Annotated in this window: 18 protein-coding genes; 6 read left to right on the top strand and 12 right to left on the bottom strand. The window is 61.2% G+C overall.

Translation table 11 applies throughout. The features are described 5' to 3' along the window. Positions 1–246 precede the first annotated feature (246 nt). From bioB to MAIT1_RS19870, 5 genes are all read right to left on the bottom strand, one after another. Positions 247–1,293: a biotin synthase BioB gene (gene bioB, locus MAIT1_RS19890; RefSeq protein ID WP_241893521.1), complete on the bottom strand. Its 1,047-nt coding sequence runs from the start codon at positions 1,291–1,293 to the stop codon at positions 247–249. Next, complete coding sequence (gene bioC, locus MAIT1_RS19885; RefSeq protein WP_085446668.1) at positions 1,265–2,095, bottom strand: malonyl-ACP O-methyltransferase BioC; 831 nt, start codon at positions 2,093–2,095, stop codon at positions 1,265–1,267. The genes bioB and bioC overlap by 29 nt, the downstream gene beginning before the upstream one ends. Next, positions 2,092–2,817 (bottom strand): alpha/beta hydrolase family protein, encoded by a 726-nt coding sequence (locus tag MAIT1_RS19880; RefSeq protein WP_085446666.1) that lies wholly within the window; start codon positions 2,815–2,817, stop codon positions 2,092–2,094. The genes bioC and MAIT1_RS19880 overlap by 4 nt, the downstream gene beginning before the upstream one ends. A 414-nt stretch (positions 2,818–3,231) precedes the next feature. Further along, entirely contained in the window at positions 3,232–4,422 is a 1,191-nt protein-coding gene (locus MAIT1_RS19875) for an aminotransferase class I/II-fold pyridoxal phosphate-dependent enzyme (RefSeq protein ID WP_085446664.1), read from the bottom strand. A 331-nt stretch (positions 4,423–4,753) separates the two neighbouring features. Next, complete coding sequence (locus MAIT1_RS19870; protein WP_085446662.1) at positions 4,754–5,368, bottom strand: inorganic pyrophosphatase; 615 nt, start codon at positions 5,366–5,368, stop codon at positions 4,754–4,756. Positions 5,369–5,670: 302 nt separating this feature from the next. Here MAIT1_RS19870 and MAIT1_RS19865 point away from each other — a divergent pair, with 302 nt between their 5' ends. Next, a complete protein-coding gene (locus MAIT1_RS19865) occupies positions 5,671–6,183 on the top strand; it encodes a GAF domain-containing protein (RefSeq protein WP_158089645.1) in 513 nt (170 codons plus the stop codon). Between the two features lie 62 nt (positions 6,184–6,245). On the opposite strand, the gene MAIT1_RS19860 is transcribed toward MAIT1_RS19865, so the two are convergent. The 7 genes from MAIT1_RS19860 to MAIT1_RS19830 all read right to left on the bottom strand — a co-directional run bounded on the left by MAIT1_RS19860 (position 6,246) and on the right by MAIT1_RS19830 (position 13,426). Beyond that, positions 6,246–6,551 (bottom strand): STAS domain-containing protein, encoded by a 306-nt coding sequence (locus MAIT1_RS19860; RefSeq protein WP_143814973.1) that lies wholly within the window; start codon positions 6,549–6,551, stop codon positions 6,246–6,248. Positions 6,552–6,844: 293 nt separating this feature from the next. After that, positions 6,845–7,153, bottom strand: coding sequence for an STAS domain-containing protein (locus MAIT1_RS19855; RefSeq protein WP_085446656.1), 309 nt, complete (start codon positions 7,151–7,153; stop codon positions 6,845–6,847). Positions 7,154–7,309: 156 nt separating this feature from the next. Continuing rightward, positions 7,310–7,615, bottom strand: coding sequence for an STAS domain-containing protein (locus tag MAIT1_RS19850; RefSeq protein ID WP_085446654.1), 306 nt, complete (start codon positions 7,613–7,615; stop codon positions 7,310–7,312). Between the two features lie 479 nt (positions 7,616–8,094). Next, complete coding sequence (locus MAIT1_RS19845) at positions 8,095–11,322, bottom strand: PAS domain-containing protein (protein WP_158089644.1); 3,228 nt, start codon at positions 11,320–11,322, stop codon at positions 8,095–8,097. A 297-nt stretch (positions 11,323–11,619) separates the two neighbouring features. Further along, the gene (locus tag MAIT1_RS19840; protein ID WP_085446650.1) at positions 11,620–11,835 is read right to left on the bottom strand and encodes a hypothetical protein; all 216 of its coding nucleotides are present in this window, start codon (positions 11,833–11,835) and stop codon (positions 11,620–11,622) included. A 737-nt stretch (positions 11,836–12,572) separates the two neighbouring features. Further along, positions 12,573–13,085 carry an ssDNA-binding protein gene (locus tag MAIT1_RS19835; RefSeq protein ID WP_085446648.1) on the bottom strand — a complete coding sequence of 171 codons (513 nt, stop codon included), beginning with the start codon at positions 13,083–13,085 and terminating at the stop codon, positions 12,573–12,575. Between the two features lie 14 nt (positions 13,086–13,099). Continuing rightward, on the bottom strand, positions 13,100–13,426 hold the full coding sequence (locus MAIT1_RS19830; RefSeq protein ID WP_085446646.1) for a hypothetical protein: 327 nt from the start codon (positions 13,424–13,426) through the stop codon (positions 13,100–13,102). Positions 13,427–13,960: 534 nt separating this feature from the next. On the opposite strand from MAIT1_RS19830, the gene MAIT1_RS19825 reads away from it, so the two are divergent. From MAIT1_RS19825 to traT, 5 genes are all read left to right on the top strand, one after another. After that, a complete protein-coding gene (locus MAIT1_RS19825) occupies positions 13,961–14,413 on the top strand; it encodes an N-acetylmuramoyl-L-alanine amidase (protein WP_085446644.1) in 453 nt (150 codons plus the stop codon). Next, positions 14,403–14,648 carry a hypothetical protein gene (locus MAIT1_RS19820; RefSeq protein WP_085446642.1) on the top strand — a complete coding sequence of 82 codons (246 nt, stop codon included), beginning with the start codon at positions 14,403–14,405 and terminating at the stop codon, positions 14,646–14,648. Before MAIT1_RS19825 ends, MAIT1_RS19820 begins: the two co-directional genes overlap by 11 nt. 519 nt (positions 14,649–15,167) lie before the next feature. Next, positions 15,168–15,710: a hypothetical protein gene (locus tag MAIT1_RS19815; protein ID WP_085446640.1), complete on the top strand. Its 543-nt coding sequence runs from the start codon at positions 15,168–15,170 to the stop codon at positions 15,708–15,710. Positions 15,711–15,865: 155 nt separating this feature from the next. Next, the gene (locus MAIT1_RS19810) at positions 15,866–18,520 is read left to right on the top strand and encodes a trypsin-like peptidase domain-containing protein (RefSeq protein ID WP_085446638.1); all 2,655 of its coding nucleotides are present in this window, start codon (positions 15,866–15,868) and stop codon (positions 18,518–18,520) included. 12 nt (positions 18,521–18,532) lie between these two features. Beyond that, a complete protein-coding gene (gene traT / locus MAIT1_RS19805) occupies positions 18,533–19,291 on the top strand; it encodes a complement resistance protein TraT (RefSeq protein WP_085446636.1) in 759 nt (252 codons plus the stop codon). Positions 19,292–19,321 lie beyond the last annotated feature (30 nt).

Below are 19,321 nucleotides of genomic sequence, written 5' to 3'. Positions count from 1 at the left end.
ATCCGTTCCCAATAGAAATTGATATTTTCAATTGCCAGTCGTGTTGCTGAGGCGATGCCGCTATTCTAGATCGGTTTTGCAGCAGCGATTTTTGCGGGAGGTGGGATGGCGCTTTGGCGCACGGCAAAATCGCCTGCAGACTGGAATGCCGCTACGACGCTCTGGGGGGAGTCGGTCGTGGCGGAGTGGGGCGCAGAGATCACACGATCTCTGCGCCCTTTGCTTTTTGTGGCGGGGAGGGGTGGATTACTCCTCCTCCACGCTCTCCACGAAGAAGCCCGCATCCTCAATCATGCGCCGCGCCGCCTGGGCCGCATCGCCGCCCACGTTGAGATAGCCCTCGGCGAAGATCGAATTGGCCGGATAGAGCGCCAGGGAGGCCAGGCCGCGCAGATTGGCTTCGCGTCCGCCCGCCGCGCGGATCTCGGCATCGGGGTTGATAAAGCGGAACAGACACAGCGCGCGCAGGCAGTAGTCCGGTGTGAGCTGATCCACCTCGCCCAACTGCGCGCCGGGCACGTAGACGTAGAAGTTGAGCGGAATGGAGCGGGCGTTTAGTCGCTTGAGGGTGCGCGCCACTTCGATGAGATCCTGCGGCGGCTCGCCCATGCCCATGATCATGCCGCTGCACACCTCCAGCCCCACCGCTTTGGCCTGAGTCAGGGTGGATAAACGGTCGGCGTAGCCGTGGGTGGAGCAGATCTTGCCGTAGTGGCTCTCGGCGGTGTTGAGATTGTGGTTATAGCGATCCAGCCCCGCCGCTTTGAGTTGCGCGGCCATGCCCTCCTCCAGCAATCCCGCCGACAGACACACCTGCACCGGATAGGTCGCCTTGATGCGGCTGATCAGATCCGCCATCTGCTCCACGCGTTTGGCCCCGGGTCCGCGCCCCGACTGCACGATGCAGTAGCGATACGCTCCCGACTCATACGCACGGCGCGCGCCGTCGAGAATCTCGTCGTCGGATTTGAGACTGTACTTCTCAATGGGCGCGTCGCTGTTTTTGGCCTGGGCGCAGTAGTTGCACTCCTCCGGGCAATAGCCGTTTTGCACATTGTTGAGAATGTGCACCCGCACCCCACGGCCAAAGTGGGCGTGACGCACGGCGAACGCCGCCTGCAGCAGCGCCAGCAGGGGAATGGACGCATCGGTGAGCAGGCGCAGGGCGTCGGCCTCGGCGATGGGCTCGCCCGCCAGCGCCTGGCTCGCCAGAGCGTCGCAGAAGGGGTCGCCGCTGGTCGCGCGGGGCCGTGTGGCGCCGGACTCAGTGGATGGGGCCGAGGTCGTTGTCACGGGTATAGATTCCATAGAGCACATGATAGGTGACCGAGAAGCCGCCGCCGCCGTCGCGCGCGGCGGCGGCGCGCAGCAGGCGACGCATGGTCGCCGCCGACAGCGGGCGGTGGTCCAGAGTGGAGCGGTGGGCGCCCACGTCGCGCAGACAGCGCAGGAAGGCGTGCGCCGAGGGGTGCTGTACGTCAACGCGCTCTTCGTCCAGCCACCCTTCGCCGCCAGCGGGCCACAGCTTCTCCATATCGTCCAGGGTGGGGAAGTGGGGACTGCCGCACGCCGCGCTCTGCCGCGCGCAGGCGCGGCGCCACTCCTGAAACGTCTCCGCGCCCAGGGTGGCGAAGGCCAGATGTCCGCCTGGATTGAGCAGACTGACCAGTTGCGTCAGCGTGCTGGCCAGATCGGCGAACCACTGGAACGCCATGCTGGAGACGATGAGGTCAAAGCCGGGTTTGAGCGCGCACTGCTCCCCATCCATGGCCACGAACTGACGCCGACCCGGCAGTCCGCCCAGGTGCGCGCGGGCGCGGTTGAGCATGTTGGGGGAGATGTCGGTGAACAGGAAGTCGCCCTGCGGCCAGCGGCGCAACACCGGCGCGCTCAAAAAGCCGGTGCCGCAGCCGATCTCCAGCACCCGCGGCGCGTTGGGCAGCTCCAGCTCCTCCAACTGCGCGTCCAGCTCTTCGGCGATGTGGCGCTGGGTCAGCGCGCGCTGGTGGTAGCCGTGGGCTTTGGAGAAGGCGTGGGCTACGCGCTTGTTGCGCCGGGCGCGCCGGTGGGTGGACGGGTCGAACAACTGGGTCATGCCAGGGTCTCCAAAAAACGCATCAGCGTCTGCGCGCACTGGGCGGCGCGCGTCAAAGGCAACATGTGGCCGCCATCGGCCATCCAGTGGCTGATCTGCGGATCATCGGCGCACGCGCCATAGGCGGCGCGCAGCATGCTCGGGGTCATCACCGGGTCGTCCTGGGCGGCGATGAGGCGCCAGGGCAGGGGGGTGGCGGCGAGGGCGTCGCGCGCGTCCCAGTCGGCCAGCCACGCCAGCCCGGCGTCCAGGCGGGCGGCGTCCAGCGTCGCAGGCGCGCCGCGATTCATGAAATCGGGCACGCCGCCGCGTTGGCCGAACTCTTTTAACACTTGTGCGGGGTCTTCGCCCAGCCGTTTCCGCATGCGCTGTAAAATCCGTGGCGAAACCCCCTCGGCAAACCCCTCGGCGTGGGCAAAACGCGGCGCGGCTGCGATGAAGCACAAACCGCGACAGCGCGTCCAGGCTTCTGCGCCCCAGGGGTGGGGATCGGCGCACTCGGGGTTCTGTTGCGTCACCAGCCCTTGCATCAGCCACTGCCCGCCCAGGGAGTGGCCCACGCCGACCCACTCGCCCGCAGGCGGAGTTTGCCAGTCGCCTGCGCCGACAAAGCCCAGATCGATGGCCTGCACCGGCCAATGAGGCTCCAGATGGCGGCGCATGGGGCGCCACAGCCCCGGCCCCAGGCCCCAGCCATGCGCCATGACCAGCGTTAACGCCATGCTGGGTTTTCCTGTCGGGTGATGTGGATGAGCATGGAGTCTGTTTTTACACTGTTGAAGATGAAAGATATTGGGGCTCCGCCCCAAACCCCGGCAGGGCTTTGCCCTGCACCCTCGTTCGTTTTACTCCTGTGCATTTACGCACAGTGTTGCTGAACATATATAAGAGTCAGTCAAATCCAAAAATGGACATTCGCGATTTTGAAAATGGAAGATATCGAGGGCTCCGCCCTCGAGTTCCAAAAGTCAAAAGCCAAATCGTGGGGCGCCGCCCCACACCCCGCTGGGGTCGCGGACCCCAGACCCCGCCGCCGACCAGTCGGCGGCCAATAGTCAACGCAAGCCGAACCAGCGTCACGCAAACATTGGCCATTCTGCGCAGTTTTCGTGTTGACTCACTATAGCTTTGATTCTCTATATGGCGCTTGCCAATCTTGGTAGAATCTCGCCCAGTTTTGCCCAATCCGCATCATCATGCGCCGCGCTGAGCGTTAAGCGCACCCGGCTCGCCCCTTTGGGCACTGTGGGCGGGCGAATCGCCACCCCCAGCATTCCCGCCTGCTTCAACGCCTCGGCCAACGCCAACGCCTGCGCCTCACCGCCCACAATCACCGGAATGATCGGCGTGGTCGAGGCCCCCACATCCAGCCCCGCCGCGGTGAATTGCGCCCGCAACCCATCGGAACCCGCCTGCAATCGCTGGCGCTGATCCGCCAGTTGCGGCAGCAGATCCAGCGCCGCATCCATCGCCCCCAGCACCGCAGGCGGTGGCGCGGTGGCGTAGATAAAGCCCCCAGCCGCATTGATCAGATATGCTCGCAGCGCCGCCGAGCAGGCCGCATAGGCGCCAAATCCGCCCAGCCCCTTGCTGAAGGTGCCCATGGCCAGATCCACCCGTCCCGGCCACTGCGCCGACAGGCCGAAGCCGTCCGGACCCAGCACGCCGGTGGCGTGGGCTTCATCAATATAGAGGAAGGCGCCGTACTGCTCCTTGATGGCGATCAACCCCGCCATGTCGGCGCGGTCGCCATCCATGCTGAACACGCTCTCGCTGAGGATGAACTTGGCCGCGTCGGAATCCGCATGCTTCTCCAGCAGCGCGCGCAGATGATCCAGATCGTTGTGGCGATAGCGAATCTGCCGCACTCCGGCGGTGACGCAGCCCTGGTGCATGCTGGCGTGGTTGAGCCGGTCGCAGAACACCAGCGGCTCGGCGCCCAGCACCCGTTTGTCCAGCAGCGCGGGCAGCAGCGCGGCGTTGGCCAGATAGCCCGCTCCCAGCAGCAGCGCCGCTTCGCTGCGTTTGCCCCGCGCCAGCTTCGCTTCGATGGCGGCCATGGGCGGCAGATCGCCGCACACCAGCCGCGCCGCAGTGGCGCCTGCGCCATACTGTTGCGTCCATTCGGCGGCGCGTTGGATCAGCAGCGGGTGGTGCGCCAGCCCCAGATAGTTGTTGCTGGAGAAGTTGATCAGCTCGCGGCCGTCGGCGTCGCGCACGCGCCCGTTGGGCAGCGGCGTATAGGGCGTCAGACGGCGCAATTGACCGCGTTGTTCCCGTTGCTGGCAATAGTCGGAGTAGGTGGCGTGGATGGCGGCGACGGACATCAGCGCACTATAGTCAACCAAAGAATCAAAGGGAAGGTTTACGACTCATGCGCAACCATAACCGCACAGAGCGGCCAATGTTTGCGTGACGCAGGTGGCGCTTGCGCTGACTATTGGCCGCCGACTGGTCGGCGGCGGGGTCTGGGGGCTGCGCCCCCAGCGGGTGTGGGCAGCGCCCACGGTGTGGCTGTTGATCTTCAGGGGAGTTTGAGGGCGCAGCCCTCAATATCTTTCAGCATCCCATTTCTCATTTTCCAATTTTCACAACGCACAAAAGCAATCGGCGGAGCCCAAAGGCCCCGCCGATGCATCTGACCATGGGCGGTTGGGATCAGCCGCCGTACATGTCGATGTAGTCCTCCATGGAGGCGCGCACCACCTTTTTGGCGTGGTCGGCGTCGTAGACCACATCCACGGAGACGCGGTTTTCATCTTCACCGGGGATCATCTTATAGGTATGGAAGTAGTGGCGCAGGCGCTCCACCATCACTTCAGGCACGTCTTTGAGATCGCGGCAGGAGCCCCATACGTTGTCATTGGCCAGCACGGCGATGATTTTGTCGTCGGCTTCGCCGTGGTCGATCATCTGAATGCCGCCCACCACGCGGGAGTTGAGGATCACCTCGGACTTGCTGATGGGGCGCTCGGAGATGACGCAGATATCCAGCGGGTCGCCGTCGCCCTTGGTGGAGTCGGGGGAGAGGGAGCGCACGCGGTCGCCGCAGTAGGTGCGGGGCACAAAGCCATACAGCGCGGGCGGTTGCGAGGAGCTGCGGTGCGGGCGGTCCACCAACAGATAACCGGTGGCCTTGTCCACTTCATATTTGACCAGGTCGAACGGCGTGATCTCGATGTAGGCGTGGACAATCTCCGGGGCGTCCGGTCCCACTTCCAGACCGTGCCAGGGGTGGGGGCGCCAGCGATAAAATGCGGGGGGGAAACTCATCAATCAACTCCCTGCGGCAACAGTGAACGGCGGGCGGATCGCCTGGGAACGCGCCCATGCGCGGTGTGTGACGATCCTGGCAAAGAACGCTTTATCATAAGACAAACCCGCCTAGGGGAGCAATGAGAAGCGGGGGCGAATCGGCGGGCGGAATGGGGCGCGGGGGAGAGAGATATTGCGATGGGCGCCCGGCGCTTGCTATTTTGAGGAACGCAGATGAAAACGCGCTTTTTTGCAGGATCTGCTGTGCAAGCGACTGCGCGCGACGATATCCAGACGCAGATATTACGATTGGATGGATTATGCTCTCCAGAAAAGCCCACATCATGCTCGCTCAACTCAATCAAATGACGCGACTGGACGAGGTTCTGCAATTGGCTATTCGCGTGGCCATGAGCGAGACCAGCGCCGACCGCGGCAGCCTGTTGGTGATGAACGAGCGTGGATCGGTGACCCACAAAGTGCTGGCGCGTCCGGGACAGCTGCCGGAGGTGGCGCAGATCAATGTGCATTTGGTGATGACCGAAGGGTTGGGCGGATGGGTGTGCCGCAATCAACAGAATGCGTTGATCACGGACACCACGCGCGACGCCCGTTGGGTGGAGCTGCCCGATGACGACTGGGAGACCGGTGCGGTGATCGCTGTGTTCGTGCCCTATGGCGAGCGCATTCTGGGCCTGTTGACGCTGCAACATGAAGAGCGCAATGCGTTTAACAGCAGCCATTTGAACGCGGCCAAAGAGCTGGCCGATCTGCTGGCCGAGCCGCTGGAGGCGGCCCGGCTGCACGAACGCGCCGCTATGGAAAGCGGCTGACTCCCCTGATTCTGTCCCCGCCAAGCGATGCTGCAAGTTGATGGCTTCGGGGTCTCCTGGGATCACTCCACGTGTTCGATGATGAAGTGCTCATGCAGGTGCGCGCTCTTGAGGAGCTGCGCCAGATTGGGGCACTTGACGCGGATATTGTAGTTCTTCGCCTTCAAACCCTGCCGGATCAGTAAGAGCACGCCCAGACCAGAACTGGTGATGCCGCGTGTTTGGCTCAGATCCACGTGGCAGGCATCACAATGATTCTCATATTTTTGCACAACACGACGCATATCCTGAAACCCTTTATAGTCCAGGTCGGCCCCCATGAAAATGGTGAGCTTACGATCTGAGTGGGTGTAATCGAAGTCGGCCATGATGGTCTCCTGCATAACGTGGACGGATTGCGCCCCCTGAAGACAGGGCGCTCGGATTGTCGTTCTCAAGCGGGAAGAGAAGATGGCGAACCGGCAAATAGATTATGATGGGAAACAAATATAAAATTATGAAAAGAAATGATTTTGATTTGTCTATTGCGTGGATGGCAAGTGGATTCAAGCGGGTGGAAAGGGTGACCTGGAGGCGAGGGCAGGGCGTGAAACGGTTTGATTCGCCTCAAGGCGGGAATGGTTCGCCTTGAGGAGGTCTTCAGGGCAAGGCGCAGCGCATGTCAAGCGATCTGCGCGATGTCGAACTGCTTGTGCATGTTGGCGGCGTCCAGGGTGTAGGCCACGTTGGGATTCTTCACTCGCAGAGAGAACCTGTTGGCGTTTAATTCATCCTTAAGAATCAGCAATATTCCCAAACCGGAACTGGCCAGTTGTTCGGTGGCCGTCAGGTCCACCACACAGTGGGCAAAGTGGTCATGGGCATGGGTGTGCAACAGCGATTTGATGGCGGCGTAGTTGTCCAGGTCCAACGATTTGCCCGCGGAGATTGTCAGGCTATCCCCAGTCATGGCGGTGTGCAGCGTATTCATGGTTTTGCCTCTTGAATCAGGGGGGATGAAGATTGACTACGGCGATAAAATATCATGAAGCTGAAATCGACATGTTTAATTCGCGGAAAACCTTACGTGACATCTTTTAGAACTCTAGGAATATCCGGGGGTTGTTAACCGGGCTGAGCAGAGGGATCAGCCCTGCGTGATGTCGAAGTGTTTGTGCAGATTGGCGATCTCCAGGGCGTACGCCACATCGGGGTGGGCGATGCATACGCTATAGCGCTGGGCGGAGGTCTCCTCTTTGAGCAGCATCAGCATGCCGATGCCGGAGCTGGTGATCCTGTGGGTTTGGCGCATATCCACCATGCAGAGGTTCAACGGCGTGTTGCTGTGGTCGAGGATGATTTGGCGGAACTCCGGGAAGGAGGCCACATCGAGGACAGCGCCTGTGGTGATGGTGAGGTCATTGTTCTGCTGTGTGACGAGGCCACTGTCCATAGGGGGTTCTCCGCCCCAGACGCACGGTGTTGTACGGTCTGGGATCGTCGGCAATGAATTCACGAAAATGTGAGCATAAGGCGATATTGAGTGGCGCGGAGGATAGCATAGCGCTGGCGGAATGACTAATTTTTACTCATGATGAGCATAATTAATAAACAAATTGCTGATTTTTACTGCATTATAGTGAGTCAAAACCAAAACTGCACATATTGGCCAATGTTTGCGTGACGTAGGTGAAGCTTGCGCTGACTATTGGCCGCCGACTGGTCGGCGGCGGGGTCTGGGGGCGGCGCCCCCAGCGGGGTTTGGGGCGGCGCCCCAAGGTTTGGTTGTTAGGGGAGCTCGAGGGCGCAGCCCTCGAAATCTTCCATCTTCAAAATCGCCAATGTCCAATTCTGAATTCGACCGTGTATAGTCGGCGTAACAAGGACGCGCCGCAGTTGTCAGGGGGGATGGCAAGGGGCGCGGAGAATCGCTTAATGGGATCTGTTTAAGCGGCGGCTGAAGGCGTCCAGTTCGGTGAGCAGACGCTTTTTGCGGATGGGTTTGGTCAGATGGCCTTGGCAACCCGCCGCGCGCGAGAGGGCGGCGTGTTCGGCCATGGCGTGGGCGGTGAAGGCGATGATGGGCAGTTGCGCCGCGTCGTGCCGCCGCTCCCAATCCCGAATCATGCGGGTGGCGGTGTAGCCATCCATATGCGGCATCTCCACATCCATGAGCACCAGATCGTAAGCGCCATGGTCCGCCGTGACGGCGTCCACGGCTTGTTGGCCATTATTGACCTCGGAGAGGCGGTGCGCGCTCTGTTTGAGGAATGCGCGCACCAACTGCACGTTATCGGGATTATCCTCGGCCAACAGAATCCGTAACCCTGTTGCCTCACCCGTCGGGGCGGGTTGTGGCGCATCGTTGAAGAGGGGGGCGTCATATACGGCGTCGCGGTTCACCGGCAGACCCAGAGGCAGTTCAAAGCCAAAGCTGGAGCCTGCGCCGTCGGCGCTGCGCAGCCAGATGCCCGCGCTGCCCATCAGTTGGGTCAGACGCTGGCAGATGGCCAGGCCCAAGCCGCTGCCGCCAAAGCGTCGCTGCGCCGAGGCGTCGGCTTGGGTGAAAGCGTCGAAGATCTCTTTTTGTTTATGCGGCGGCACGCCAATACCGGTGTCGACGATGCGAAAGGTCACTTGGGCGCTGCGCGCATCGCTCTGCGCCACGCTGGTCAGCAGCGCCACACAGCCGGATTGGGTGAATTTGATGGCGTTGCCCATGAGGTTCAACAACACCTGACGCAGACGCGCCGGATCGCCCAGCGCCACCATGGGCAGATCCGGGTCGGTCCAGATGATCAGGCGCAATCCCTTTTGGGTGGCGCGGATGCCCATCATGTCGTGCAACGCGCCGATCAATTCCCGCAGATTGAAGGGAATGGTCTCAATCTGCATCTTGCCCGCTTCGATCTTGGAGATGTCCAGAATATCGTCGATGATCGCCAGCAGATTGTGGCTGGAGTGGCGGAAGATCTCCACATACAGCGCCTGCTCGGGTTGTAGCGGGGTTTCCGCCAGCATGTCGGCGGCGCCCAGAATGGCGTTCATGGGGGTGCGGATCTCATGGCTCATGGTGGCCAGGAACACGCTCTTGGCCTGGTTGGCCGCCTCCGCCTGGCGAATCGCTTCGCGCAGGGTTTCGCGCTCGCTTTGACGCTGCAACAGTTTGAGCAGATCGTCGGCCACCGCGCGCAACTGCGCGGCCACATGTTGATCGGGCATCGCCACGGCATCGCCCACCACCAGCAGCAGCGCAGGATGCTCGCCATCGAGTGCGCAAACGCTGACCAGCGCGTGGTGCGGCGATGGCTCCGGCAGCTGCGCGTCCGTTGCTGAGAGAATCATGGGGGTGAGCGCCAGCGTATTGGGATTGGCCCAGTTGGGCGCGTTTTCCCAGGGGATCTCCACCGCGCTGTTCAGCTGGGCGCCGGTGAGCGCGCCGTTGGCGCAGGCCAAACGACGCCAACGCAGCGGCGCGCGCTCTGCCAGATAGAGCTGCCCCACCGAGCCGTCGCATAGGGTCATTGCTATGCGCAGCCCCTCCACACAGATCTGTGTGGCGTCCATGGTCACAGACTGACGCGTGAGCGCCAGCGTCAGACTCATGCGAATCTCATTGATCTCATGTTGCTGTTGCGCCAAGCGTCGCTCGGTGGCGTCGTGGGCGATCACCACCACGCCGATGGGCGGCCCCTTCTCGCTTTCGCGCAATGGCGCATACAGCACGGAGAGAAAGCGCCGCGCGCCATTGGGCGCCTCGTGCCACTGTTCGAAGTTCAGCGTTTCACCCGCTGCGGCGCGGCGTAATCTCGGTTCCAGGCGCGTCTCATACAACTCCTCTCCCAGCACCTCCGGCACGCGGGCGCCGATGATGCTCTCGCGCGGCAGTCCCTGCAGACGCGCATAGGCGAGATTGACCATGATGTAGCGCAGATTCAGGCCCAGCATGGCCACGGGGTTGGGCGAGGCGTCAAACGCCTGCGCTTGCAGCGATGAGCGCTCCAGTGCGCGGTGCAGGGTGGTGATGTCGCGCGCGGCGCCATAGAGGTAGGTCGGCTGACCGTCGGCGTCGTGATAGATCCCTTTGGTGACTTGGAACACGCGCGCGCCATTGGGGGTGGCGATATCCAGTTCATAGACCTGAGGCTTATGCGGATTGGCCAGGGCTTGTGCGTCGCTCTCATCCATGGCCACAGCCGTTGCCGGGGGGAACAGCTCCTGATTGTTGAGGCCGGAGACTTTATCTGGGGTCACGCCCGCCTGGGCGGCGGCGGCGTTGTTGGCCAACAGATAGCGGCCATCAAGGGACTTGATGAACAGCGGGTCGGGCGAGCAGTGCAACAGGGCGTCGCGCAGGCGCTGATTCTGCGCCAGCGCCAGGCGCACGGCGCGCTCTTCGGTGACGTCGCTGAGAATGACGATGACGCCGCTGATGGCGTCATCCTCCTCCTGTTCGCGCAGCGGCGCCACACTGATGGAGAGATAGCGCTGGTTGGCCACGGGTTCCGCAGGGGTCCACTGGGCGGCGCGCCCCTCCAGCGCGTTGGCGAGGGCGCAACTGAGGGCGTCGCGTTGCGCTGGATCCATGTTCAAGGCGTCCAGCGGCAGGTTGGTTTGCCCCATTTGTGACGGGGGGAAGAGCAACTTCTTATAAGTGGCGTTGGCCAAAAGGTGACGACGTTCAGAATTCAGCAGCGCCATAGGTTCGGAGGCGCCATCCACCAAACTGGCGTAGAGGCGCAGTTGACGCTCGATTTTGCGGCGCTCTTCCAGTTCCCGGTTCAGCTCTTCGATATTGCTTGCCTGTTGCTCCAGGTCGTGGCGCAGACCGGGGATCCAGCGTCGCGCCACCAATGCCAGCACCAGACAGCCCACCACCAGGTTGAGGAGTTTGGGCAGGACAATATGTTGCGGATCGTTGAGGAAGCCGAGCCAGGAGGCCGGCGCCCAGTGGTGAATCACCAGATGACGAGCGCCAAAGAAGAGGGTCTCGAATAGGGTGCGCAGGGCGTCCAGGCCCATCACCGCCACCAATGCGGCCATGGCGAAGCCGGACTGACGCGCCAGACGCCACTCACGACCGAGCAGCACCAAAATCGCCAACCAGATGATGAACAGCAGGATGTAGCTAAGTGGCGTGATGAATTGAAAATCGCCCATGAACGTCTGATTCCCCCCCCGGAGAATGCGCCTTCTCGGCGCCGGATCATCTGGCGAACGCGCAGCATTGGCGCTTGCGTTCATTGCAGCTGCACACACGCCAATGTGGCGCAGCTGTTACAAATGATCACAGGCGCTTATCGTAACATGGTTAGCGTCACAACGGTATTGCGATCTTTTGCCAGCCGGTCGCTGGCCTCCAGCCCATCACAACAAAAAACGCCCCCTCCCGTTGGCGTGACGCCGAGGGAGGGGGGCGTTTTTTTGATTCAGCCGATTGGCGCGTAACGCTGCGGCTTAACGACCCGCAGACAGAGAGGCCGAATTATTGATGCTGCGGGTGGAGCGCGGCGGCGCGATTTTGCGCACAGCCGGGGTCTCCACCGGAACGGTCAACCAGGCGCCGCACCACGGGCAGTGATACTGGCCACGGGTGGGCGAGGGGTTTTCCAGAATCCAGGTTTCGTGACAATGACCACATTCAAAACGTCGGGCGCGGGGGTTCAGCGTCATGTTGCTACCTCATCTCATCGTCTTGCACGCGCCTGAAGTCGCGGCGCTCCAGGCGGCGTCAATGAATGGGTGGTCTGTTAAAGACCAATACGCACAGCTTGAGAATGATACAAAATACTGAAAAGACAACGAATCATCAGGGCGCAGAAAAGCGATTGCGCCACAAATTCAGGGCGCACTATCCTGCCTGACATCCAAACAACAGACGACAGCACAGCGCATGCGTCAGCCAGCAGAGAGAACGCAACAGGGCGTTATCCCAAGGCCTCAGCCTGAGAGTGGTTTTGATCAAATATGCGTCACGTCGCGAAATGGGATTCGGGCAGACAGAACAGTCCGCGAATCCGAAAGGCGGTGTGGCGCTCCCGTTTTGCGGGAGAGAGCGCACGTCGAACGGATCAATTTCTGGTGGCGTTTTCGCCTTGTGTGATTCCGCTCTCTTCTCCCTCGCGAAAAGAAGCATAGCGCAACCGCATGCGCCTGAAAAGGCCCTTTTCCGGGTTTTGGAAAATTATCCATAACATATTGAAATTCAATATAAACACAAATTAATTCAGTGCACTGCAAAGGCTGGACCAGTGCACTCAGTCAAGGGGAATTTTTTCCTCTTGATTGGCTCTGGCGGGGGCGCTGAAAGGGGCTGTTTTGCGCCCAAAACGCCCGATGCAAAAGGCGCTTTTGTTTCCTGTTCGGCGCCGGGAAGAAACTCGACCTTCTTATGTGCAACAGAAAAAATCTCAATTATGCTCGAGTGATGGCATAGATTCACAAGGATGATGACAGCTTTCGGGCGTGACCTGCATCAGTTCGCCCTCCGCGACTTTTTGCACGCTCAATAGTTGGAGCGACACCCCTGGAGGTTGGGTGGCGTCATTGGGGATGGGCCGTAGGGCGGCGCGGGCGTAGCAACCACCATACAACGTTTGTGGAAACTGCAGCGGCAGGGCGTAAGCATCCAACACTGTGGGCGGCTCTGCGTTGACGGCGCGCGCCGTCCAGTGCGCGTCACGGCGTCTGAACAGGGTCTGACGCCGCAGTGGATGGTCAAACGTGGCGGCGTGGGGGTCCAGTCCCTGCTGCGCGGCGACCTCTTCGATCCCTTGGGTCAGGGCGCTCAGGTCCGCCTGCTGGTCAAACAGCATGGTGATGCGGTACGCGGGCGTATCGGCGTAGGCGCTGTACGGCGTGGGGAACAGGTTCACAAACGCCGCCTGGAAGATGGGCGTCACGATGATGGGGGTGTCGCGCATGGTTTTTCTCGCCTCTATTCGAGCGGTTCCGTGCCGTTTCCGGCGTCCAGCGCATGCGCAATGGCGCGCAGCGCCGGGGCGTGCTGATGCGGCTCCAGTTCGCTGAGTCGCTTGACGCCGAACTGCTCCAGGATCCCCCGCGCGGCGGGTAGGCCTTGGGTCTCGATCAGGCGCTTAAGCGCGCTGCGCAGGTCCAGCGGATCCGCCGTGGCGGTGGTTTCGTCCGCTGCATTGGAGGCGACGCAGCGCCAGGGATCCCAGGGGGTTTGCGGCTGGAGCGCGCGTAACGCCTCGCGGAACAGTTCCGGGTGCTCTTTGGGGATTTGGATAATGGTGAACATGGCGCTCTCCTGTGGTGAATGGAGTCTTAGTGATATCATATTATAAAAATATATCGCAATAGTGAATGTGGGGTTGTCTGTGTATAGCGAGTCAAAACCAAAACGGCACAAAACGGCCAATGTTTGCGTGATGTAGGTGGAGCTTGCGCTAACTATTGGCTGCCGACTGGTCGGCGGCGGGGTCTGGGGGCTGTGCCCCCAGCGGGTGTGGGCGGAGCCCACGATTTGGCAGGATTGCCAAATCGGACTCGCGCAGCGAGCCTGCAGGGTGAGGGCCATGGATGGCCCGAATCACGGTTTGGTTGTTGATCTTGGGAGCTCGAGGGCGTAGCCCTCGATATCTTTCATGACCAATATCCAAACTGTCCGATTCTGATTTCAACTGACAATAATCGGCCTGTGCGCCCGTGTGATTGAAACCAAGGGCCATGCAGAACAATATCGAAACAGAATCACATTCGTCTTGATATTTTTAGATCAAATCAATACGATTCTTCTCTGTTGCACCCATCTTCCCCAAACAGAGGAGACATTATGAGACGCATCGATATGGTGGTGATCCACTGCTCAGCCACCCCCAATGGCCGCTCCCACGAGGTCAATGAAATCCGTCGCTGGCACATGTTCGAACGCGGTTGGTCGGATATTGGCTATCACTTCGTCATCACCGTGGATGGCCGCATCCAGGCGGGCCGCCCCATGGAGCGCCCCGGCGCCCATGCGCGGGGCTGCAACCAACACTCCATCGGCGTGTGCATGGTGGGCGAAGACGCCTTCAGCAAGGCGCAGGAGCGCGCTTTGAGCCAACTGCTGTCGGATCTGGAGGCGCAACTGCCCGACGAATTCGCCGTGGTGGGACATCGGCAGCTGAACCCGCATAAAAGCTGTCCCGGTTTTGACGTGGCGCGCTGGCGCGTGGGCGAAGCGCCGTTTCCACTCATGGCGGGGGCGCACATCGCGCAACAGGAGCCGAGCAATGGCGCGTGACGAACCACTCTCCCAGGCAGAGCCCTGGGGCGCGCCGCCCATGCCGGACATGGCTGCGTGCGACTGTGGCGAACAAGAGGCCGAGCCGCTGGTTTGGCGTACTCCGCGCGCGGCGTCCGGCGACGGTTTCGGCGTGATGGACCTGCTCTATCTGCTGGTGTGCGGCGTGTTGGCGCTCATCAGCTTGATGCTGCTGGCGCCGCTGGCGCTGTTGGCGCTGCCCCTGTTCTGGTGAGGCGCAGACGGCGTGATCAAGTCGCGTCGCCTGAATTCAGAATGATACAAGTCCAAACACGCAATGTTTGCGTGATGCAGGTTCGGCAAGCGCTGACTATTGGCCGCCGACTGGTCGGCGGCGGGGTCTGGGAGCTGCGCCCCCAGCGCCAATGGGGACAAATCCAGGGCGCAGCCCACGATTTGGGTTTTGACCTTGGGAGCTCGAGGGCAGAGTCCTCGATATCTTCCAGCGCCCATATGTTCATTTTTGAATGCTATAGCGAATCAAAACCAAAACTGCACAGAGTGGCCAATGTTTGCGTGACGCTGGTTCGGCAAGCGCTGACTATTGGCCGCCGACTGGTCGGCGGCGGGGTCTGGGGTCCGCGACCCCAGCGGGGTGTGGGGCGGCGCCCCACGGTTTGGTCTTTGGGAGCTCGAGGGCAGAGTCCTCGATATCTTTCATTATCCAAAACCCAAGCATGTCCGATTCTCGGTTTGACTTGCTATAGCAATTCTAGAGTTAAGGAGAGAGATGATGGATTGGAAACAGACATTGGCCGCCGTGGCCCCAGCTTTGGCCACGGCGCTGGGCGGACCATTGGCGGGAACCGCCGCCTCCATGGCGTTGTCGTTTTTGGGTTTGGAGCCAGGTGAGGACCCCCAGGCGCAGTTGAGCGCGGCGGTGAAATCCGCCACCCCGGAGCAGCTGTTTCAACTCAAGCAGGCCGAGCAGGCGTTCACCTTGGAGATGGAGCGTTTGGGGGTGGATCTACAGCGCATCCACGCCGCTGACCGCGATTCGGCGCGCAAACGCGAAATGGCCCTCAAGGATCATGCGCCCAAGATGTTGGCGCTGTTGATTGTGTTGGGCTTTTTCTCCATCCAGTGGTGGATCGCCACCCATGCGCTGCCCGAAGGGGCGCGGGATCTGCTGTTGCGCACCCTGGGCGCGCTGGACGCCGCGCTCTCCATGGTGCTGGCCTACTACTTTGGCTCCAGCGCCGGACAGGATCGCCATCTGGAGGGGGTCGCCAGCGCCTCGGCGTCGACTCGGGAGGCTCGCTCGGCGGGGCAATAACAACTTGCCGCCCTTTGAGCACATGTTTATCCTCCCATTTAATGCGAAAACGCCAACTCTTTTCCGTATGGGTTGAGATTTGACGAGTTTGGTTGATTGCAGGTGTTGCGATAACCGGCAATACTTAATTTGTTTCAATATGTTGGGGGTTTATCATGGTGGCGGTAAAATGGTTGTCGCTGCGTCGTCTGGCCGCGCCTGTGGCGCTGGCGGCGACGCTGGCGTTGGGGGGATGCGCATCGGGGGGCGGTTCATCGGGCGCCGGACCCAGCGCCGGGGAGGCCAAGGGGTCGGAGTACACCCTGTTCTTCTCCCCCACGGACCACGTCGAAAAACTGATGAACCAGGGCAAAAAGCGCAAAGCCGCCCAGGTTTATGTGGATCAGCGCGCCTACTTTGAAAACCCGGAGAATCGCGCCAAGAGCGCGCCGGTGCTCAAAAAGCTCGCCGACGCCCTGCATCAGGACTTCAAACCCAGCATCCAGAAGGCGCTCACCTCGCTGGAGACAGTGAACTGGCCTGAGCCCCGCACTGCGTGGTCGGGACTGCGCGAGAACCTCGCCGCCGCCAAGCTGGTGATGGCGCGCATGGAGCGCATCGGCCTGTTGCAGGAGCCCCAATACGCCATCGAGACCGCGCAGACCCTGCAAGCCCGCGTGCAAGAGCTGGAGGGGGCCATCAAAGCGGATATGACAGCCGAGTTTTTGGACTATCCCGAAGGCGCGGACGACGGGTTCTTTGAGGTCTACCCCATACAGATGGACGCCGCCGAGTTCTTCGAGCAGCATAGCGCCGAATTGTTGGGCAAGCTGCGCAACGCCCCCTCCAAAATGATCGTCCGACTGGCCAAGTCCCAGGCCGACGACATGCCCGACTCCATGCGCCAGCGCCTGGCCGATACCCTGATGCAGACCCTGGAGCGCGAGCATCGCGGACGCAACGACTTGGCCGCTACGCTGGACCGACTGGCCAAGCTGAGTCAGGCCGGGCTGCCGGCGGGGGAATCCAAACTCAAAGTGCTGTTTGCCGACGTTACTTCGCGCACTCTGATGCAGAAGGGGCAGTTGGAGTTCTCCGTCGGCATCACCCCGGACCTGCCGTTTGAGGTCTCCGCCGGCGGCGCCGCCGACGCCTTCAACGCCATCCAGAACCGCAGCGCCGACGTGGTGGTGATGCTGGATATCGCCTATGCGCGCATGCGGCGGGAGATCGTCAATGAGGAGTCAGAGAACTCCGAGTATGTCAGCGGTTATCAGACGGTGGAAAATCCCGCCTATCTGGCGATGCAGGATCAAGTCTCCAACCTGCAAATGGAGGTGACCGGCAATCAGATGCAGACGGCGGCCCATGGCTCCACCTACTGTTTCGGCAATGTGGGTTGCGCCATCGGCAATTTGATCGGCTCGGTGGCGTCCCATTCACGCCTGAGCAGCTCCAAGCAGGCCCTCAACGCCGTGCGTCAACGTATGCGCCGGATGAAGCGCACCATCCGCGAGCCGCTCTATGACATTTACTCCTACAAGACCTTGGATGTGGAGGTGGTGAAAACCGTCACCGCCAACCTGCATGTGATCGACCTGACCGGCAATCGCTACTTCACCGACACTTTCGATATCGTCAAGAAGACCCAGTTTAATGTGCCCTACGGCCTTAAGAGCACCGACCGCAAATTCGAACAGATCATGAACGCCGCCTCCAATGAAAAGGAGGTCAAAGATTTTGAGCAAAAGCCGCTGAATGTGAAGCTCTCTGAGATTTTGCAATTCTATGTGGAGAGCCCCGCGCAAACCAAGCCGCTGCCGTCGCTGGCGTCGCTGCAGAAGAAATTACAGAAGGAGCGCAATCAAGCGGTGGCGGCGTGGAAGTCCCAGCGCATCGAGGCGGACTTTGGCAACGATCGCCGCATGGAGCACGTGGTGAAGGTGATCAACGGCGTCAAGAGCGCCTTTGGCTCCGGGTTCTACATCGATAGCGACCTGATCATGACCAACTATCATGTGGTGGAGGACGCCGAATACGTTGAGGTCCGCAATCAGGAGGACCGCGAGTCGTTCGGCAAGGTCCTGGCGCGAGATCCCATTCTCGACTTGGCGATCATCAAAGTGGATCTGCGTGGTCGCCCGGTGCGTTTTTATGGCAGCGGCAAGGTGCCCATCGGCGCCGATGTGGCGGTGATGGGCAACCCCAAGGGGTATGACTTCTCCGTGACCCGCGGGGTGATCAGCGCCGTGCGCCGCGAACAGGGGCCAGCGGCTGATCACATGGGCAAGGCGCCCATGTATATCCAGACCGACGCCGCCATCAATGGCGGCAATTCCGGCGGTCCGATGTTTTTGGGCGACCGGGTGATCGGCATCAACACCTGGAAAAACATTGAAAAGCATGTCTCTGGACTGAACTTCTCCTTGCACTTCCGCGAAGCCGAAGCGTTCATCCGGCGTAAGATCGGCCATGTGGCCGCCATGGGCGCCTCCAGCGACGGGCGCATCCGCGAAGCGGGCGAAACGCCCGACCAGATGCGCAAGCGCCGTCTGGCCAGCGCCCAATCCCAGGGCCTGATCGATGAACCCGCCGTAGGCGGCAAACACGCCGTCTATATCGGCGCCTATGACAGCCCCACCGAACTGGCCGCCATGTTGATTAAGGCCAGCGGCGCCGGGGTGGCCACCTTCACCAAATCCATCAATCAGGATGGCGCGTCCCTCACGCAACTCTATGCGGGACCGTTCCCCAGCAACGGCGCGGCGCGCTCGGCGCTGGGCAAACTGCGCAAACAGGGCGTGCCCGCGCAACTGCGCCGCGTCAACTAAGGGAGAGCGAGCATGAACAAGTGGCTATTGAGAGGCGTGCTGGCGCTGGGGTTGGCGGGCGTGCTGGCCGGCTGCGGCTATAACACCGGCGCCAAGCGCATGGGCATGGTGGTCAATGAAGAGACTGGCTACCAATATGGTTCGCGGATTTATGGCGACGCCTCCATGGTGGTGGATCCCGGCCCCGATACCGGCATCAAAATCCGTGTTCGCAACACCTCCGGCGACACCGCCTTTGATCTGCATCAGTTCCGCAGCCAATTGGAAGCCGATTACGAGGCCAAAGGGTTCCGTATTGAGCGCGGCGGCAACTATACCATTATGCTGGATATCAATGTCGTCTTCTCTGGTCAATACAGCACCAATGATCAATCCCGCTACGCCAGTTGGGGAGGGATCGGCGGCGGCGCTGTTGGCACAGGGGTTGGCTATAACAGAAACGGCGGCGTGGGAGCCGCCGTGGGCGGCGTCGCGGGGGCGGCGGCTGGCGTGACTCTGGGCTATCTGGTGGGGACGTTCACCGAAGAGAATGTATTCATCAGCCGCGCGGTGGTGCGTGTTTTGACCAAAAGCCAAGCGCGGGAAGATGATGGCGAGACCATCTATTTCGGTAAAAAGATCAAGCGCCGTCGCGATGATGACATCGCCAAATTCCGCAAGCGCAGCACGCTGTATGTCTCCGCCTACGGCGGCGGGCGCACCGGCAAGCAGTCGGTCATCGCCCCGGAGGTGCGTCGTCGCTTCATCCGCATCTTCAAGGATATTATCTGATCGACGCTTGCGATTAATCCAAGCCGCATG

This window comes from Magnetofaba australis IT-1 (assembly GCF_002109495.1).
GTDB lineage: Bacteria > Pseudomonadota > Magnetococcia > Magnetococcales > Magnetococcaceae > Magnetofaba > Magnetofaba australis.
This window is presented reverse-complemented; position numbering and strand designations above follow the sequence as displayed.

Bases quoted from the DNA above. Each gene is read 5' to 3' on its own strand.
- bioC (WP_085446668.1), bottom strand. From the start codon at position 2,095: ATGACCCAGTTGTTCGACCCGTCCACCCACCGGCGCGCCCGGCGCAAC.
- MAIT1_RS19880 (WP_085446666.1), bottom strand. From the start codon at position 2,817: ATGGCGTTAACGCTGGTCATGGCGCATGGCTGGGGCCTGGGGCCGGGG.
- MAIT1_RS19875 (WP_085446664.1), bottom strand. From the start codon at position 4,422: ATGTCCGTCGCCGCCATCCACGCCACCTACTCCGACTATTGCCAGCAA.
- MAIT1_RS19870 (WP_085446662.1), bottom strand. From the start codon at position 5,368: ATGAGTTTCCCCCCCGCATTTTATCGCTGGCGCCCCCACCCCTGGCAC.
- MAIT1_RS19865 (WP_158089645.1), top strand. From the start codon at position 5,671: ATGCTCTCCAGAAAAGCCCACATCATGCTCGCTCAACTCAATCAAATG.
- MAIT1_RS19860 (WP_143814973.1), bottom strand. From the start codon at position 6,551: ATGGCCGACTTCGATTACACCCACTCAGATCGTAAGCTCACCATTTTC.
- MAIT1_RS19855 (WP_085446656.1), bottom strand. From the start codon at position 7,153: ATGAATACGCTGCACACCGCCATGACTGGGGATAGCCTGACAATCTCC.
- MAIT1_RS19850 (WP_085446654.1), bottom strand. From the start codon at position 7,615: ATGGACAGTGGCCTCGTCACACAGCAGAACAATGACCTCACCATCACC.
- MAIT1_RS19845 (WP_158089644.1), bottom strand. From the start codon at position 11,322: ATGGGCGATTTTCAATTCATCACGCCACTTAGCTACATCCTGCTGTTC.
- MAIT1_RS19840 (WP_085446650.1), bottom strand. From the start codon at position 11,835: ATGACGCTGAACCCCCGCGCCCGACGTTTTGAATGTGGTCATTGTCAC.
- MAIT1_RS19835 (WP_085446648.1), bottom strand. From the start codon at position 13,085: ATGCGCGACACCCCCATCATCGTGACGCCCATCTTCCAGGCGGCGTTT.
- MAIT1_RS19830 (WP_085446646.1), bottom strand. From the start codon at position 13,426: ATGTTCACCATTATCCAAATCCCCAAAGAGCACCCGGAACTGTTCCGC.
- MAIT1_RS19825 (WP_085446644.1), top strand. From the start codon at position 13,961: ATGAGACGCATCGATATGGTGGTGATCCACTGCTCAGCCACCCCCAAT.
- MAIT1_RS19820 (WP_085446642.1), top strand. From the start codon at position 14,403: ATGGCGCGTGACGAACCACTCTCCCAGGCAGAGCCCTGGGGCGCGCCG.
- MAIT1_RS19815 (WP_085446640.1), top strand. From the start codon at position 15,168: ATGGATTGGAAACAGACATTGGCCGCCGTGGCCCCAGCTTTGGCCACG.
- MAIT1_RS19810 (WP_085446638.1), top strand. From the start codon at position 15,866: ATGGTGGCGGTAAAATGGTTGTCGCTGCGTCGTCTGGCCGCGCCTGTG.
- traT (WP_085446636.1), top strand. From the start codon at position 18,533: ATGAACAAGTGGCTATTGAGAGGCGTGCTGGCGCTGGGGTTGGCGGGC.